General features: G+C 62.2%; 15 protein-coding genes. 13 read left to right on the forward strand and 2 right to left on the reverse strand.

Translation table 11 applies throughout. The features are described from left to right. Positions 1 to 57 precede the first annotated feature (57 nt). The 8 genes from GR212_RS05360 to GR212_RS05395 all read left to right on the forward strand — a co-directional run bounded on the left by GR212_RS05360 (position 58) and on the right by GR212_RS05395 (position 7,252). On the forward strand, positions 58 to 792 hold the full coding sequence (locus GR212_RS05360; RefSeq protein WP_204326273.1) for a GntR family transcriptional regulator: 735 nt from the start codon (positions 58 to 60) through the stop codon (positions 790 to 792). Then, positions 789 to 1,277: a DUF3830 family protein gene (locus GR212_RS05365; protein ID WP_163985428.1), complete on the forward strand. Its 489-nt coding sequence runs from the start codon at positions 789 to 791 to the stop codon at positions 1,275 to 1,277. The genes GR212_RS05360 and GR212_RS05365 overlap by 4 nt, the downstream gene beginning before the upstream one ends. A gap of 1 nt (position 1,278) precedes the next feature. After that, positions 1,279 to 1,632 (forward strand): TIGR04076 family protein, encoded by a 354-nt coding sequence (locus GR212_RS05370; RefSeq protein ID WP_163985429.1) that lies wholly within the window; start codon positions 1,279 to 1,281, stop codon positions 1,630 to 1,632. Between the two features lie 5 nt (positions 1,633 to 1,637). Then, positions 1,638 to 2,693 carry an aldo/keto reductase gene (locus GR212_RS05375; protein ID WP_163985430.1) on the forward strand — a complete coding sequence of 352 codons (1,056 nt, stop codon included), beginning with the start codon at positions 1,638 to 1,640 and terminating at the stop codon, positions 2,691 to 2,693. Next, complete coding sequence (locus GR212_RS05380) at positions 2,690 to 3,118, forward strand: DUF4440 domain-containing protein (protein ID WP_163985431.1); 429 nt, start codon at positions 2,690 to 2,692, stop codon at positions 3,116 to 3,118. Before GR212_RS05375 ends, GR212_RS05380 begins: the two co-directional genes overlap by 4 nt. A 54-nt stretch (positions 3,119 to 3,172) precedes the next feature. Then, positions 3,173 to 4,429 (forward strand): ABC transporter substrate-binding protein, encoded by a 1,257-nt coding sequence (locus GR212_RS05385; protein ID WP_163985432.1) that lies wholly within the window; start codon positions 3,173 to 3,175, stop codon positions 4,427 to 4,429. Between the two features lie 133 nt (positions 4,430 to 4,562). Further along, positions 4,563 to 5,861, forward strand: coding sequence for an NAD(P)/FAD-dependent oxidoreductase (locus GR212_RS05390; RefSeq protein WP_163985433.1), 1,299 nt, complete (start codon positions 4,563 to 4,565; stop codon positions 5,859 to 5,861). A 173-nt stretch (positions 5,862 to 6,034) separates the two neighbouring features. After that, positions 6,035 to 7,252, forward strand: a complete 1,218-nt coding sequence (locus GR212_RS05395; RefSeq protein ID WP_163985434.1) for an SfnB family sulfur acquisition oxidoreductase — start codon at positions 6,035 to 6,037, stop codon at positions 7,250 to 7,252. A gap of 70 nt (positions 7,253 to 7,322) precedes the next feature. Here GR212_RS05395 and GR212_RS05400 read toward each other — a convergent pair whose 3' ends face one another. After that, a complete protein-coding gene (locus tag GR212_RS05400) occupies positions 7,323 to 8,528 on the reverse strand; it encodes an acyl-CoA dehydrogenase family protein (RefSeq protein ID WP_163985435.1) in 1,206 nt (401 codons plus the stop codon). 72 nt (positions 8,529 to 8,600) lie between these two features. Beyond that, entirely contained in the window at positions 8,601 to 9,644 is a 1,044-nt protein-coding gene (locus tag GR212_RS05405) for a substrate-binding domain-containing protein (protein ID WP_163985436.1), read from the reverse strand. A 405-nt stretch (positions 9,645 to 10,049) separates the two neighbouring features. Here GR212_RS05405 and GR212_RS05410 point away from each other — a divergent pair, with 405 nt between their 5' ends. The 5 genes from GR212_RS05410 to GR212_RS05430 are packed head-to-tail and all read left to right on the forward strand — an operon-like array spanning position 10,050 to position 16,087. Beyond that, entirely contained in the window at positions 10,050 to 11,057 is a 1,008-nt protein-coding gene (locus GR212_RS05410; RefSeq protein WP_163985437.1) for a sugar ABC transporter substrate-binding protein, read from the forward strand. A 56-nt stretch (positions 11,058 to 11,113) separates the two neighbouring features. Beyond that, positions 11,114 to 12,664 carry a sugar ABC transporter ATP-binding protein gene (locus GR212_RS05415; RefSeq protein ID WP_163985438.1) on the forward strand — a complete coding sequence of 517 codons (1,551 nt, stop codon included), beginning with the start codon at positions 11,114 to 11,116 and terminating at the stop codon, positions 12,662 to 12,664. Continuing rightward, on the forward strand, positions 12,654 to 13,673 hold the full coding sequence (locus GR212_RS05420; protein ID WP_163985439.1) for an ABC transporter permease: 1,020 nt from the start codon (positions 12,654 to 12,656) through the stop codon (positions 13,671 to 13,673). Before GR212_RS05415 ends, GR212_RS05420 begins: the two co-directional genes overlap by 11 nt. Before the next feature lie 2 nt (positions 13,674 to 13,675). Next, positions 13,676 to 14,653, forward strand: a complete 978-nt coding sequence (locus GR212_RS05425) for an ABC transporter permease (protein WP_163985440.1) — start codon at positions 13,676 to 13,678, stop codon at positions 14,651 to 14,653. A 36-nt stretch (positions 14,654 to 14,689) separates the two neighbouring features. Beyond that, positions 14,690 to 16,087, forward strand: a complete 1,398-nt coding sequence (locus GR212_RS05430) for an LLM class flavin-dependent oxidoreductase (protein WP_163985441.1) — start codon at positions 14,690 to 14,692, stop codon at positions 16,085 to 16,087.

Genomic DNA, 16,087 nt, shown 5'->3' on the forward strand with positions numbered 1-16,087 from the left:
GCATTGATCACGCTAATCGGCTTTAATCCGCTTCGCAAGCCGAAAAAGGGATTTCGAATGCAAAAGGCCACCGCCGAAAAGAGCGATCCGATTGCCGCACAGCTTGCGCCCGTGGGCCGCGAGACGGTTCAGGACCGGGTCTATTCCGAGCTGCGTCGCGCGCTGATCGGCGGCCTGTTCGAGCCGAGCCAGGTGCTGACGATCCGGGGCCTGGCCGATGCGCTGATGACGAGCACCATGCCGGTGCGCGAGGCTCTGGGCCGGTTGATTACCGAAAAGGCGCTGGAAGCCCTGCCCAACCGATCGGTTCGCGTACCGCCGATCACGCTCGAGCGCATGGACGACCTTCTGCGCGCCCGCATCCTCATCGAGGGCGAGGCGATCGCACTCGCCGCCACCCGCATGAATTCGCGCCAGATCGCCACCATCGAGAGCATGCTCGGCGAATGGGACGAGATGCGTGCGCTGAAGCACAAGAAAGACGTCGACCGCGAGGTGACGCTCAACCAGGCCTTTCATTTCGAGATCTATCGCGCCTGTGGATCGGCCGTGCTGATTCCGATGATCGAGAGCCTGTGGCTGCAGTCCGGTCCCTGTATCCGCGTTGCCATTTACGCCTTCTCGGATGCCGGCGAAGTCGACACGGCGCATTATCACCGCACGATCGTCAAGGCGATCGCCACGCAAGACGCTAAGGAAGCCCGCGATGCGCTGGTCGCAGACATCAGCCGGCCGTTTACCTTCCTGCGCAACAAACTGGAAGCCGAAGCCAAGAAGGGCCTATCCGCATGAGCCAACGCGCCATCAAGATCTCCGAACCACGCTCGGGCCTCAGCGTCCTTGCGCCGCTGCTGGATGCCAAGGCACCTGACAACGCCGCCTTTCTCTGGACCTATCTGAGCGAGCCGCGCGTGGTCGGCGGCATTCATGCCATGTGGACCGGCCCGGAAATCTCCTGCCCAATCCCGCCGGTCCATCTGAAAGACGCCGCCTACGCCACAGCGCTGCCGGCCGAAAACGCGACGCTGACGCCGCAGCCTGGCGATATCGTGCTGAGCTATGTGCCGCCGCGCATGTGGGGCGGCAATCCCGATGCGATTTTCGATATCGGCCTGTTCTATGGACAGGGCGCGCGCCTACTCTTCCCGATCGGCTGGCTTGCCGGCAGCGTCGTCGCACAGGTCCGCCCCGACGAACGCGAACACTTCGCTTCAGCCTGCGGCATCATCCGCCGCAACGGCGCCTGCGACGTCACGTTCGAACGCGCGGAGATCTGAGATGTCAGCCGCAGCCGACGACAGTTTCGAACTCTTCGACCTCAGGATCGAGGCCGTCATTCCCGAAGGCAAGCCGATCTATTGCGGCGCCAAGCCGGGAGATTGTTTCGAACTCAAGGGCGAAATGCTATCGCTGCCGCCGGGCCAGGGCTTTTCGATCTACTCCATATCCGCCGTCCTGCCGCTGCTTGCGGCCAAGCAGCGGCCGACCCACAAGAACGACTGGATGACGTCGGACGCGGAAATCGCCTGCCCCGACCCGAACTGCGCGAGCCGGCTACGGATCGTCAGAACGGGCAAGCGGCGGTTCAGCCACGCCGAGACCACGGCCGTACCGTTGCCTGAAGGAGAATGAACCGCATGACCGCCAAGACTTTTGAGCTCAGCCCCGGATACGAGATTTCACGCGTGATCCGCGGCGGCTGGCAGCTTGCCGGAGGACACGGCGCCATCGATCGTGCGCAGGCCGTGACCGACCTGATCGCCGCCTTCGACGTCGGCATCCGCACCTACGACTGCGCCGATATCTATACGGGCGTCGAGGAGCTGATCGGCGAGGCACGCGAGCGGCTTCGCAACGAGCGCGGCGCCGAGGCCGCAGGCGCGATGAAAGTCCATACGAAGCTCGTGCCCGACCTGGAAAAGCTGGCAACGATCAACCGCGACTATATTCGCGGCATCGTCGATAAATCGCTGCGCAAGCTGAAGACCGAGCAACTCGATCTGGTGCAGTTTCACTGGTGGGACTATTCGCTGTCAGGCTATCTCGATGCGCTCGGCTGGCTCGACGAGATGCGCCGCGAAGGCAAGGTGCGCAATGTCGGCACGACGAATTTCGACACGCCGCATATCGCCGAAATCCTTGTGGCCGGCATTCCCCTGGTCAGCCAGCAGCTGCAATATTCGGTTCTCGATCAGCGGCCGGCAAATAAGCTCGCGCAGCTGGCGGCCGAGAACGGCGTGAAGTTCCTGTGCTACGGCTCGGTGGCCGGAGGTTTCCTGAGCGACAGATGGCTCGGACAGCCTGAACCGGATATGCCGCTCGAAAACCGGTCTCTGGTCAAATACAAGCTCATTATCGACGATTTCGGCGGCTGGGAGCTGTTCCAGTCGCTGCTCGGCACTTTGAAGGCCATCGGCGAGCGCCACGGCGTCGACATCGCCACGATCGCCAGCGCCTGGGTGCTGGAACAGCCGCAGGTCGCCGCCGTCATCGTCGGCGCGCGCAATCAGGCGCATGCGCTCGCCAATGCGAAGATCATGGACATTGCACTCTCCGATGAAGATCGCCGGCAGATCGCCGGGGTTATCGGCCAAAGCCCGGGGATTGAGGGCGACGTCTATACGCTGGAGCGCGATCGCACCGGCAGACACGGCTCGATCATGCACTACAACCTCAATGCGGGGAAGGTATGAGCCAGCTATCACCTCTTTTTCAGAAGGCCAGCGCCGAGGTCGTGGATTTCCATCGCTTCTTCGAAGGATGGTACGACGCAGCAACGGCCGATGGCATCGACTTCGGCCGTTGCGAGCGCACCTTCGGCCAGGCTTTCCGCATGATCCCGCCGACCGGCCGCATCTTCGACCGGAATGAGACCATCGAGCTGATCCGGGCAAACCGCGCGAGTTTTCGCGGCGATTTCACCATCGAGATTTCGGATATCCGCGCCAGCTTCGAGACCGACGACGCTATCGTGCTCACCTATGTCGAAGCCCAGTCGCGCGCCGGCAAATACAGCCGGCGTCAGGCAAGCGCGCTTTTCACCGCAAGTTCATCGGCACCCAACGGTGTCGAATGGCAGCATCTGCATGAAACCTGGCTGCAGATGCCGGACAACTGACAGGTTCCTAAAAAACCAGACATGAAAATCGTTGACCGAACAAGGGGAACAAAGATGAAGAAGACGATATTTCAAATCACCACGGCTCTGGCGCTTCTCGCCGCGGCCGGTGCTGCCAACGCTGCCGATTGCAAGGTGACGGTCGGCCTCGTGATGGAACTGACCGGCCCCGCCGGCGAATATGGCCAGGCGGGTGCAAAGTCCGTCGAGATGGCCTTCAGGGACATCAACGCCGCCGGCGGCGCCCACGGCTGCGATCTGGTGACGGATACGCGCGACAGCCAGAGCCAGGGCAACGTCGCCGTCGATGCGGCCACCCAGCTCGTGCAGGTCAAGAAAGTTCCCGCCATCATCGGCGGCATCATCTCTTCGGTCACGATCCCGATCCTGACCTCGGTGACCGCCCCCGCGAAGATCGTGCAGGTGTCGCCTGCCGCCTCCTCGCCGACGCTGACCGCGCTAGGCCGCGACGGCAAGACCAACGGCATCTTCTTCCGCACCATCACCTCGGATTCGCTGCAGGGCATCGCCGCCGCCAAGTACGCGATCGACAAGGGCTTCAAGAAGCTGGCGATCATCCACGTCAACAGCGATTTCGGCGTCAACATGGTCGCGGAGTTCTCCAAGGCCTACAAGGCGCTCGGCGGCACGATCGTCTCGACCACGCCCTATAATGAAAAGCAGTCGAGCTATGCATCGGAAGTCACAGCCGGCATGGCCGGTAATCCGGACGGCCTCTATCTCGTCAGCACGCCGGTCGACGGCGCGACCATCGCCCGCACCTGGATTTCGCAGGGCGGCCCGCAGAAATTCCTGCTCAACGACGGCATGAACAGCCCGGACTTCATCGATTCCGTCGGGGCCGACTATCTGAAAGACGCCTACGGCACCTCGTCGGGCACCACGCCGACGCCGTCGACCGATTACTTCAACAAGAACTACAAGGATTTCTCGGGCATCGAGCCGTCCAATCCGGCTGCCGACCGCGCCTATGATGCCGGCGCGATCGTCGGCCTCGCGCTTGCGATCGCCGGCGACGACACATCGAAGCTGAAGGATGCCATGTTCAAGGTCGTCGATCCGAATGGCACGCCGATCTACGCCGGCAAGGAGGAATTCGCCAAGGCCCTCGGCCTGATCAAGGAAGGCAAGCCGATCCGCTACGAAGGCGTCATCGGACCGGTCTCCTTCGATCAGTATGGCGACATCACCGGCCCCTTCCGCCTTTGGAAGATCGCCGACGGCAAGGTCGCGACCGATGGCGAATTGTCGATGGAAGACGTCTCGGCCCTCAAGGACAAGATCAAGTAGGCCACCAATCCATTCAGGAGAACGAGGCGCTCCGGTCGGAGCGCCTCGTGCGAAGAAAATCCCTGCGCAATCCCTTCAGCGGCTGACCGGTCGAGACCGCTCCCTGGCATAGTTATTGAGAGATCCTCCGCTGATGCCCAGCCACGTTGCTCGCCCCATCAATCCGACCTTGTGGACGCTGACGGCCAGCCGCGCTCCCGAGCTTTCAAGCGAGGCTCCCTCGCGTTGCGACGTCGTCGTGATCGGCGCCGGCTTCACCGGTCTGACCGCGGCCCTTCATCTTACCCGTGCCGGCCGCTCGGTCACCGTTCTCGAGGCCGGACAATTGGGAGCCGGCGCGAGCGGCATGAATGCCGGCTTCGTCGTCCCGAATTTCGCCAAGGCCGATCCGGCCACGGTGCGCCAGAAGCTGCCGAGCGCCGAGGCGGATGCGCTGCTGTCGCTTGTTGGCTCCGGTGCCGACCAGGTTTTCGCGATCATTGCAGAGGAGCAGATCGCCTGCGACGCCGCGCAGACCGGCTGGCTACAGCCAGCCTATGGCGACGACATGGCGCAGATCCTGCGCCGGCGGGCAAAGGATTGGACGGAGCTCGGCCGTCCCGTCGACTTTCTCGACGCGCGCGCCATCCGCAACGAAACGGGCATGGACATCTATTCCGGAGGATTGATCGACCGTTCCGGCGGCACCATCCATCCGTTGAACTATCTCTACGGACTTGCGCGCGCGGTAACGCGGCGTGGCGGCGTGATCCGCGAGAACAGCCGGGTTGAAAGCGTCGAACGAGACGGCGGAACCTGGCGCATCGGTTTCGCGGATCATGAGATCGAAGCGGAAGCCGTCATTCTCGCCACCAATGCCTTTACCGACGGCATAGCCTCGCGCATGGGGCGAACCGGCGTGCCACTCAAGGTCTATCAGGTAGCGACCAAGCCAATCGACACCGAGACCGTTGCGCGCATCGCACCGAACCGCCGCCCCGTCGGCGATACGCGTTCCAACCTTTTCACCTACCGGCTCGACCGCGACAACAGGCTGATCAGCGGCGGCATGGCGATCAATCCGATCGGCGCCTTCGAGCGCGTCGGCCGTGCCGTCGTCGACCGGCTCGTCTCCGAGCTTCGCCTGCCGCGCCATCCGGGTATCGAGATCGTCTGGACCGGCACCGCCGTCATGACGCCGGATTTCCTGCCGCGCCTCTACCGCTTCGGCGAGGGCTTTTTCGGGGGCATCGGCTGCAATGGCCGCGGCATCGCCATGACGGCGCAGCTCGGCCGGACGCTTGCGAGGCTGGCGCTCGGCGAACCGGCGGAATCCCTGCCGATCCCGCTCCAATCCAGCCGCCCGCTGCCCTTTCACGCGCTCACGCCCATGGTCGCTTCGCTGGCGTTGGCGCATGCGCGCTTTCAAGATTGGCGAAGCAGCCGCCCATAAGAGCCGACATCACGGTCGTCAGAAATAGAAGCGCGACAACAGGCAGTAATTAACCAGCAATTCTATAGATAAAGAAACGAAGAAGCGACCGCGTCCGCAAAAACGAAATGCCTTTTCTCGAAGCCCGGCTTCGAATGCTGCATCGTGGCGCCGAATGAAATCGGAGTCCGCCTATGAACGCGCAACTGCATCATCTCACCTCCAAGCACCCCGAGGCCACATTGCTTGAGAGCGAGCAACATGCATTGGCCGTGGCACAGGAGCTTGCCAAGCTCTTCGCTGCTACCGCCTCGGAACGTGACGGCGAGCGGCTGCTTCCCTTCGCCGAGATGGATGCCCTGTCGCAATCGGGACTATTGGCGATCACCGTTCCGGAAGAGTATGGCGGCCTGGATGTCTCGAATGCAACTCTGGCCGAGATCACGGCGACCCTCGCCCAGGCGGACGGCTCGATCGGGCAGATCCCGCAGAATCATTTTTACATCCTCGAGGCCTTGCGCATCGACGGTTCCGAAGACCAGAAGCGCTACTTCTTCAGCCGCGCATTGGCCGGCGACCGCTTCGGCAATGCCCTGTCCGAGAGGGGCACGAAGACGGTCGGGCACTACAATACCCGTATTGTCCGCGACGGCCCGGGCTATCGCATCAATGGCCGCAAGTTCTATTCGACAGGCGTTCTTTTCGCCGATTGGATAACGGTATTCGCGCTGGATGAAGCCGACAAGCTCGTGATGGCCTTCGTTCCGAAAGGCACCGAGGGCGTCGAAATCATCGATGATTGGGATGGCTTCGGGCAGCGCACGACAGGCAGCGGCACCACGGTCCTCAACAATGTCTATGTGAATGCGGATCATGTCGTCCTCCATCACAAGGGTTTCGAACGGCCGACGACCATCGGCTCCGTCGGCCAGATCATCCATGCCGGCATCGATCTCGGTATCGCCAGGGCCGCCTTCGCCGAGACGCTTGATTTCGTGAAGACCAGATCCCGCCCCTGGATGGATAGCGGCGTCGAGCGCGCCAGCGACGACCCGCTGACAATCGCCAGGATCGGCCAGATCGCCATCCGGCTGGAAGCAGCAGCCGCGACCATCGAGCGCGCCGGCCGCAAGGTCGATGCCGCGCAGGTCGAGACCACCGAAAAAAGAGTGGTCGAGGCAACCCTCGCCGTTGCGGCGGCCAAGGTATTGACGACGGAAATTGCCATCGAGGCAACGAATACGCTATTCGAACTGGCCGGAACGGCATCGGTCAAGCTCGACCTCAATCTCGACCGTCACTGGCGCAACGCCCGCACGCATACGCTCCACGACCCGGTTCGCTGGAAATATCACGTCGTCGGCAACTACCACCTCAACGACGTCCTTCCGCCGAAGAACGGCGCGCTCTGACAAAAGCTCAAACAAAAGCCCCGTTGCCGATGTCCGGCAACGGGGTTTTTGCATGGCCGGCGATATCAGATCAACTATAGAGGCTGATCTCGGGAATCCTGTCGTTCAGAACGAACTCCCCGACCTCCTTGGCTTTGTAGAAAACCGGGTCGTGCAGGGTATGAGTCCGCACATTGCGCCAGAAGCGATCGAAGCGATATTTCTCGGCGGTCGAGCGCGCTCCGGTGAGCTCGAAGACGCGTGATGTTATGTCCAGGGACGTGTGCGTGGCATTGACCTTTGCCGCATAGGCTTCAGCCGCCGCTTCTCCGCGTTCACGCGCCGTCGCCTTGTGCCCTTTGGCAAGGGCCTTCTGGACCGCTGCTGCAGCATTGTCGGCCAGCGCAGCCGACGCCTTCAGAGCGGCGGTGAATTCGCCGACACGCTCCAGAATATACGGATCGTCCGATGCGCGCTCGACGCCGGAGGTTACCCAGGGGCGCGTCGTGGTGCGGACATAATCGAGAGCCTCGCGCAGCGCTCCTTCGGCCGTACCGAGATAGAAGTTCACGAAGACCAGCTGAATGAGCGGCGTGTTGAACGTGGCAAGAACCGGTGCCTCGCCGCCGGTCGATGCCGCCCTGTCCAGATCCTCTTCATAGACCGGAAAATCGTGGAACTCGACGCTGCCGCTGTCGGACACGCGCTGGCCGAAATTGTCCCAGTCGTCATTGGCCTTGTAGCCCGCGCGGTTGGTTGGGACGGCAAAGCCCACGATCTTGTCGTCGAGCGCCGCATTGGCGTTGATGTAATCGGAAACATGGGCGGCCGTGGAGAAGGATTTGCGGCCATTCAAAACATAGCCGTTGCCGCGGCGCGTCAGCACGAGGCCGGGATCGCGGGGATTGACGGCGGCACCCCAGTAAAGGCTGTTGGCAACCGTCTTGCCGCCGAGTTCCTGCGCACGCCCCTCGTCGAAGGCCCAATAGACATATTGGCTGTTGACGTAATGATAGCCGAGAAGCTGTCCGATGGAGCTTTCTCCGCGCGCGAGGATGCGAACCAGCCGCAAGCCATCCACCCAATCGAGACCACCGCCGCCGATCTGCGACGCATGCAGGGCGTTCAGCAATCCCGCATTCTTTAACTTGACGATTTCGCCGAGCGGCGGACGACCTTCACGATCGAGCTCCGCGGCGCGCTTGGAAAGATCCGCGGCAATCTCTTCCGCTCTGGCAAAGAGGTCTTCCCGCGTGGCGTTTCTGTTGCTGGCGAAGACGACGTTGGACTGGCTCATGATGTGAACTCCGGTTCATGGACGTAATCCGGCGGGATCGAGGGATCCCGCCGGCGGATCGAGGTCGGCTGCCTAGAAAAGCTTGTCCGGAATCCAGCTGGCGGTCACCGCATCGCTCGTGCTGAAGGCCGGGATTTTCTGCGCCAGTTCCTCGATCGTCTTGACGCCGGCGGCGCGAAGCCCGTCCTGCGTCAGCAGCGTCGGCTTGACCGTGATCTGGTGCGGCACCTCCTGCCCTGCCACCTGCAGCGCGGCAGCACGGATGGACACGGCGCCGACGACGGCCGGATTGGTCGCAACCGTCGCGACCCAAGGGCTGCCCGGCTCGGTGATTTCCTGAATGTCGGCCGTCGACACATCAGCCGAATAGATCTTCAGCTTGTTGGCGATGCCGAGGTCGGTGGCGGCGAGCTTCACGCCGCGGGCGAATTCGTCATAAGGAGCGAAGACGACGGTGATATCGGGATTGGCCGTCAGCGCCGCCTTCGCCTGGTCGGCCGTCGACGTCGCCGTGGTATCGCTGACATTGCCGAAGCGGGCTTTTTCGACGACCCCGGCATTCTGCTTCTTGAAGCTGTCCCAGACCTCGTTGCGGCGGTCGAGCGGCGCAAAGCCGGCGACATAGACATAGCCCGCCTTGAAGCTGTCGCCATTCTCCTTGACGACCTGCTTCAGGGCGAGATCGGCAAGCTCGTGATCGCTCTGTTCGACCTGCGGAATCTTCGGATTGTTGAGATTGACGTCGAAAGCGACGACCTTAATGCCCTTGTCGAGCGCCTGCTGGACGACATCGCCAAGCGATTCCGGCAGGCCGTGGTCGATGACGATGGCCGAGACGCCGAGATTGATCGCCTGGAGGATCTGCTCGCGCTGGGCGGCAGCGTCCTGACGGCCCGGGAAGACGCGGAGATCGATGGCAAGCGCCTTGGCCTGCGCTTCGGCGCCGGCCTGATAGGCCTGGAAGAAGTCGCCGGCGGAGATATAGCTGATGAGAGCAACCTTCACGCCACCCTTGTCGAAGGGAGCAGGCGCGCCGCTCACGCCATCGGCCAGCGCAGCCTGTGTAACAAGAAGAGGGGCAACGGCCGACAAGGCAAGCCGTGTGATAAATTTCATCGTCGCGATCCTCACGATCAATCGGAAGCGTCGTCTGACGGAACGATGACCTGCGACGCATACAATTATTAGATATAAACTCTATGTTTTTAGTAGATTTAATCATTCGATTTTGCCGGCCTTCGGAGATTCTTTGTTCGCCGGCCGAATGGATGGCGGCAAGGACATGCCTCGCGAATGGGCCCCTGTTCGACGCACAATCCCGATACCCGCCCGGATTCCGCGAGCACCGATTGAACACGACCAGCCTCTATGGCCGCAAAAACCCGATATGCCTGATATCGAGATGGCATCATGGAAATTTCCACATGCGCGCCGGTTTTGGAAAAACGTTTCTCCGTAATTATTTAAATCTATCTATTTTGTAATCTATTGGCATTTTTGGATTGCTGGAAAGGTACTTTCATGACCAATGAGAAAACGACCGGACTTGGACGCCGGGATATTCTGAAGCTGACCGCCGCTGCCGGGACCGCGCTCGCCGCTTCGAGCCTCCTGTCGAAGACCGCCGCGGCTGCCGACGACGCCCTGTCGTTGAAAGGCAAGCGCGTTGCGATCAGCGCGACCGGAACGGATCACTATTTCGACCTTCAGGCCTACAATGCGCAGATCGAAGAGGTGAAGCGGCTGGGCGGCACGCCAATCGCCGTCGATGCCGGCCGCAACGACGGCAAGCTGGTCTCGCAGCTGCAGACGCTGATCGCACAGAAGCCGGACGCCATCGTCCAGATCCTCGGCACGCTGAGCGTCATCGATCCCTGGCTGAAAAAGGCGCGCGATGCCGGCATTCCCGTTTTGACCGTCGACGTCGGCTCGACCAACTCGGTCAACAACACCACGTCGGACAATTGGGGCATCGGCAAGGACCTGGCGCTGCAGCTCGTCTCCGACATCGGCGGCGAAGGCAATATCGTCGTCTTCAACGGCTTCTATGGCGTGACGCCCTGCGCAATCCGCTACGATCAGCTCGTCAACGTCGTCAAATACTTCCCGAAGGTGAAGATCATCCAGCCGGAGCTTCGGGATGTCATTCCGAACACGGTCCAGGACGCCTTTGCCCAGATCACCGCGATCCTCAACAAGTATCCGGAGAAGGGGTCGATCAAGGCGATCTGGTCCGCCTGGGACATTCCGCAGCTCGGCGCCACGCAGGCCCTCGCCGCCGCCGGCCGCACCGAAATCCGCACCTACGGCGTCGATGGCAGCCCGGAAGTTCTGCAGCTCATCGCCGATCCCAATTCACCGGCAGGTGCCGATGCGGCCCAGCAGCCGGCCGAAATCGGCCGCACCGCCATCCGCAATGTCGCCAAGCTGCTTTCAGGACAGACGCTGCCGCGCGAAACCTATGTCCCTGCCCTTCTGGCGAACAAGAGCAACGTCTCTGACGTGATCAAGAAGCTCGGCATCGGCTGATCTGCAAACAGGCGATGCGGATGCTCCGCATCGCCCCTCATGCGAAGGGCATTTTCATGACCGCACCAGAGCAGGCGAATACGGCGGAGAGTGCGCCGCATATCCTGCGTTTCGATGGCATCGTCAAGCGCTTCGGCGGCGCAACGGCGCTCGCCGGAGCCTCTCTTGCCATCAGGCCTGGCACCGTCCACGGGCTTGTCGGGCAAAACGGCGCCGGCAAATCGACGCTGATCAAGCTTCTGGCAGGCTTGCACACTCCGGACGAGGGCAGCATCGAGATCGAAGGGCGGGCCCACGATCGCCTGACGCCGCATCTGTGCGAAGATCTCGGCATTCACTTCATCCATCAGGATCGGCTGCTCGTTCCGACATTCACCGTCGGAGAGTCCCTCTTTCTCGGCCGGGAAATTCGCCTCGGCAAAACGCCCTTCCTCGACCGCAGCGCCATGCAACGCCGCGCCAGCGAACTCCTTGCCAATTATTTCGGCGTGGATCTGCCGAAGAATGCCCTCATCGGCGAGCTTTCGACAGCGGAACGGCAAATCGTCCAGATCACCCGCGCTCTGCTGCACAAGCCGAAGATCCTCGTCTTCGACGAGCCGACGGCGGCGCTGGTGCGGCAGGAAGCGGAGATCTTGTTCCGTCTCATCCGCCGTCTGCGCAGCGAAGGCGTGACCATCATCTACGTCTCGCATTATCTCAACGAAATCGAGGCGTTGTGCGACGATGTTACCGTGTTGCGCAATGGTGTCGACGTTGCTTCCCTGACTGAAAACGAGATATCCGCCGGACGGATCGCGAGCCTGATGGTCGAGCGCGATATCGCAGACATGTTTCCCAAGCGGAAAGTGGAACTGTGCGGGGAAATCCTCAAGGTTCGCAATCTCTCGGCAACGGGCCGTTTCCATGATGTCAGCTTCTCGCTGCGGCGCGGCGAAATCCTCGGCATTACCGGATTGCTCGGCTCCGGGGCGAAAGATCTCGTGCGCACCCTGTTCGGACTGCAGACGACAACATCCGGGACGATCGATATCGACACGCGCGGCCTGAAGCCGTGCAACCCGGTCGAAGCCGTCGATCGCCAGATCGCACTGGTGCCGGAGGACCGGCGCGGCCACGGCGTGGGGCTGGATCTCAGCGTCCGCGAGAACATCACATTGTCGAGCCTTGGCCGCTATACGCGCTTCGGCTTTCTCGACCGCAAACGGGAGAGCGACGATACCGACGAGCTGATCAGGCGGCTGCAGATCAAGACTTCCGGTCGCGAAGCGCTGGTGCGCACGCTCTCGGGCGGCAACCAGCAGAAAGTGGCGATTGCCAAATGGCTGAGCCGCCGATCGGAGATCTATCTGCTGGACGAGCCGACGGTCGGCGTCGATATCGGTTCGAAAGTCGAGATCTATTCGCTGATCGGCGAGCTTGCCGCGCGCGGCGCCGGCGTGATCGTGCTGTCTTCGGACCTACCGGAATTGGTGGGCATCACGGACAGGATTCTGGTCCTGTTCCGCGGCCGCGTCACCCGCGAATTGATTTCCTCACAAACCACAACGGACGAAGTTCTGTCGGCATCCACCGGTGCTTCGGAAGGATTGCGCCATGTCGGCTGATGTCCAGTTTGCCTCCCTCCCCGACAATCCGGCGGCACAGGCGTTGCCCGCCGGTGGAAAGCTTGCGGCTACGGCCCTGCGGTTCGGTTCGCTGCTTGCCTTTGTCGCGATCCTGGTGATTTTCGCGCTGACTGCGCCCTACTTCCTGACGGTCGGCAATATCGGCAATGTGCTGGGGCAATCGGCTATTTCGGGCGTGCTCGCCATCGGCCTGACGATCGTCCTGATCGCCGGCGGCTCCAATGTCGTCACCGGAGGCATAGACCTCTCGCTTGCGGCCAATATGGGCCTGAGCGCCGCCGTCTATGCAACCCTTATCCAGCTCGGCTTCGGCGATGCGGCCGCCATAGCCGGCGCGCTCGTCACTGGGCTGGCAATCGGCGCCGTCAATGCCTTGGCGATCGTTTTTGCCGGCATCGTGCCGTTGCTGGCGACGCTTGCCGTGATGAACGTCGTCGCCGGGCTGGAACTGGTCCTGACGCAGAACACGGTGCTGCCCGCCTCGACCGACCTGCTGACCGTTCTTTCCTCTTCGGACGGCTTTGGCATCCCCATCCTTGCCTACGTGCTGATCGGCTTCACCGTCATCGTCGCGGCTATCGTGCAATTCACCCCGCTCGGTCTGAGGCTCTATGCCGTCGGCGAGTTTCCCGAGGCAGCCCGCGCCGCCGGATTGCCGTTGAGAAGCCTGGTTGCGGGCGCCTTCGTCGCCAGCGGCCTTTGCGGCGGGATCGCCGGCATTTTGTCGGTCGCCTATCTCAGCGGCAGCACCACCGGCTCGGGCGAGATGCTGCTTCCGGTGGTCGTGACCGCCCTGCTCGGTTCGGTCTTTTCGCGCCGTCTGGTTCCAACGATCGGCGGCACGCTGATCTCGACGCTATTCGTCGGCTTCCTCATCAACGGCTTCCAGCTGCTCAACCTGCCCAGCACGCTGGTCAGCGGCGTTCAGGGCCTGCTGATCCTAATCGTGGTGTCGGCAACCACCCTGCTGCGCAAAAGGGAGATCTGACCATGTCCGCTTCCATTGCATCGGGACGGCCGCTGGCGAGTGTCGCACGCTACGGGCTCATCGTCGCCCTCATCGCCGTCTTTTCACTGTTTTCGGCAGTCGCGCCGACGTTCCTGAGCGTCGGCAACCTGCAGAGCATTCTCGTCAACAACTTCACGCTGCTCGCCATCGTCTCGATCGCCATGACCTTTGCCGTCGCTGCCGGCGGCATCGACCTTTCGGTCGGGACGGCCGTCGACTTTGCGAGCTTCGCGTTCGTCTCTGGCATACTGGCTGGCCTGCCCGTGCCGCTTGCCGCTCTCGCGGGCCTTGGCGCGGGCGCTTTGGTCGGCGCATTCAATGCGGTGCTGATTTCGGCGATCGGCGTATCGCCATTCCTGGCAACGCTCGGAACGCTGTTCATCGGCCGCAGCATACAACAGCTGCTGACGGATGGCGGCAACCCGGTCTATCTGCCGCCATCGGGCGTACCGGAGGCTTTTCGCTTTATCGGGCATGGAACGCTCGGCAACATCCCCGTGCCGCTTCTGATCGCCGCCATTATCATCGCGGGCACGGCCCTTTTGTTCGCACGCATGCGTTTCGGCCGCGTCGTGCTTGCCATCGGCATCCAGCCGCGCACGGTGCGCTATTCGGGGATCGGCCTGGCAAAGCATGTGGCCGTGACTTTCATTCTCGCCAGCACGATTGCCGCCTTTGCCGGGCTGATCCTGACGGCGACGGTCACGGTCTATATCCCCTCCTCCGGCAACGGCTTCATGCTCAACGCCATCGGCGCCACCTTCATCGGCACGACCTTTTCGCCGCTGGGCCGGCCGAACGTGGCCGGCACGGTGCTCGGCGTCCTGCTTCTGAGCATCGTCGCCAATGGCCTGCTGCTGACAGGCCTGAACTTCTACTGGCAGCAGGTCGGCACCGGCCTCCTGATCTTCGCCGTGCTCGCCTTCAGCTTCGTCAACAAGAAAGCCGTCGGCGCCTGAGCGCCGGCCGAACGATACAATCGCAGGAACAGCAATATGACACGCGAAATCAGGCTCAACGCCTTCGACATGAATTGCGTCGGACACCAGTCACCGGGCCTTTGGCGCCATCCGCGCGACAAATCCTGGACCTACAAGGACCTCGATTATTGGGTCCATCTGGCAAAGACGCTGGAGCGCGGCAAATTCGACGGCCTGTTCATCGCAGACGTGCTCGGAGTCTATGATGTGCTGAACGGCAATGTCGATGCGGCCCTGCGCCATTCCGCACAAGTGCCGGTCAACGATCCGCTGCAGCTCATTCCGACCATGGCCTACGAGACCGAGCATCTCGGCTTTGGGTTGACCGCGTCGCTGTCCTTCGAACATCCCTATACGTTCGCCCGGCGCATTTCGACCCTCGACCACCTGACGAAGGGCCGCGTCGGTTGGAACATCGTCACTTCCTATCTGAACAGCGGCGCCCTGAACATCGGCCAGACTGGCCAGACGCAGCATGACGACCGCTATGCGCTGGCGGAGGAATATCTCGAAGTCTGCTACAAGCTCTGGGAAGGCAGCTGGGAAGACGACGCCGTCATCCGCGATCGCGAAAAGGGTATTTTCACGCGGCCGGAGAAGGTGCATCCGATCCGCCATTCCGGCACGCATTTCAACGTCCCCGGCATTCATCTCAGCGAGCCGTCGCCGCAGCGTACCCCCGTGCTCTATCAGGCGGGAGCATCCAGCCGCGGCAAGGATTTTGCCGGCGCGCATGCCGAGTGCATCTTCGTCGCCGCGCCCTCCAAGGCAGTGCTGAAGCGCTATGTCGCCAATGTTCGCGAGGCGGCCGAGCGTGTCGGCCGCAATCCCCGCGAAATCCTGTCCTTCAACCTCCAGACCGTGATCCTCGGCGAGACCGATGCCGAGGCACAGCGCAAGTTCAACGAATACCGCCAATATGTTTCCCTCGAAGGGGCGCAGACGCTGATCTCCGGCTGGACGGGCATCGATTTCGGCCAGTTCTCCCCCGACGAGGTGCTTCGCCACCGCTACACCAACGCGGTGCAATCCGCCGTCGAGACCTTCACCACGATCGACCCGGACAAGGAATGGACCGTGCGCGAAATGGCCGATTGGGTCGGCATCGGCGGCTTCGGCCCGGTGTTCGTCGGCTCGCCGCAGACCGTCGCCGATCTCATGCAGGAGTGGATCGAGGATACTGATGTCGACGGCTTCAATCTGGCCTATGCCGTGACGCCCGAAAGCTTCGAGGATGCCGTCGATCTCCTGGTGCCGGAATTGCAGAAGCGCGGCGTCTACAAGACCGAGTATCGCACAGGCACGCTGCGGGAAAAGCTTGGCGGCAGCGGCCCGAGGCTTGCCGCGCCGCATCCGGCGAGCGGCTATCGCAACCTTGGCGAAACCACGAGCGCTTCTCGACGGGTCGGGTAG

Source organism: Martinezella lusitana, assembly GCF_010668395.1.
Lineage (GTDB): Bacteria > Pseudomonadota > Alphaproteobacteria > Rhizobiales > Rhizobiaceae > Rhizobium > Rhizobium lusitanum_A.

Coding starts and splice junctions, on each gene's coding strand:
- GR212_RS05360 (WP_204326273.1), top strand. CDS start 58: ATGCAAAAGGCCACCGCCGAAAAGAGCGATCCGATTGCCGCACAGCTT.
- GR212_RS05365 (WP_163985428.1), top strand. CDS start 789: ATGAGCCAACGCGCCATCAAGATCTCCGAACCACGCTCGGGCCTCAGC.
- GR212_RS05370 (WP_163985429.1), top strand. CDS start 1,279: ATGTCAGCCGCAGCCGACGACAGTTTCGAACTCTTCGACCTCAGGATC.
- GR212_RS05375 (WP_163985430.1), top strand. CDS start 1,638: ATGACCGCCAAGACTTTTGAGCTCAGCCCCGGATACGAGATTTCACGC.
- GR212_RS05380 (WP_163985431.1), top strand. CDS start 2,690: ATGAGCCAGCTATCACCTCTTTTTCAGAAGGCCAGCGCCGAGGTCGTG.
- GR212_RS05385 (WP_163985432.1), top strand. CDS start 3,173: ATGAAGAAGACGATATTTCAAATCACCACGGCTCTGGCGCTTCTCGCC.
- GR212_RS05390 (WP_163985433.1), top strand. CDS start 4,563: ATGCCCAGCCACGTTGCTCGCCCCATCAATCCGACCTTGTGGACGCTG.
- GR212_RS05395 (WP_163985434.1), top strand. CDS start 6,035: ATGAACGCGCAACTGCATCATCTCACCTCCAAGCACCCCGAGGCCACA.
- GR212_RS05400 (WP_163985435.1), bottom strand. CDS start 8,528: ATGAGCCAGTCCAACGTCGTCTTCGCCAGCAACAGAAACGCCACGCGG.
- GR212_RS05405 (WP_163985436.1), bottom strand. CDS start 9,644: ATGAAATTTATCACACGGCTTGCCTTGTCGGCCGTTGCCCCTCTTCTT.
- GR212_RS05410 (WP_163985437.1), top strand. CDS start 10,050: ATGACCAATGAGAAAACGACCGGACTTGGACGCCGGGATATTCTGAAG.
- GR212_RS05415 (WP_163985438.1), top strand. CDS start 11,114: ATGACCGCACCAGAGCAGGCGAATACGGCGGAGAGTGCGCCGCATATC.
- GR212_RS05420 (WP_163985439.1), top strand. CDS start 12,654: ATGTCGGCTGATGTCCAGTTTGCCTCCCTCCCCGACAATCCGGCGGCA.
- GR212_RS05425 (WP_163985440.1), top strand. CDS start 13,676: ATGTCCGCTTCCATTGCATCGGGACGGCCGCTGGCGAGTGTCGCACGC.
- GR212_RS05430 (WP_163985441.1), top strand. CDS start 14,690: ATGACACGCGAAATCAGGCTCAACGCCTTCGACATGAATTGCGTCGGA.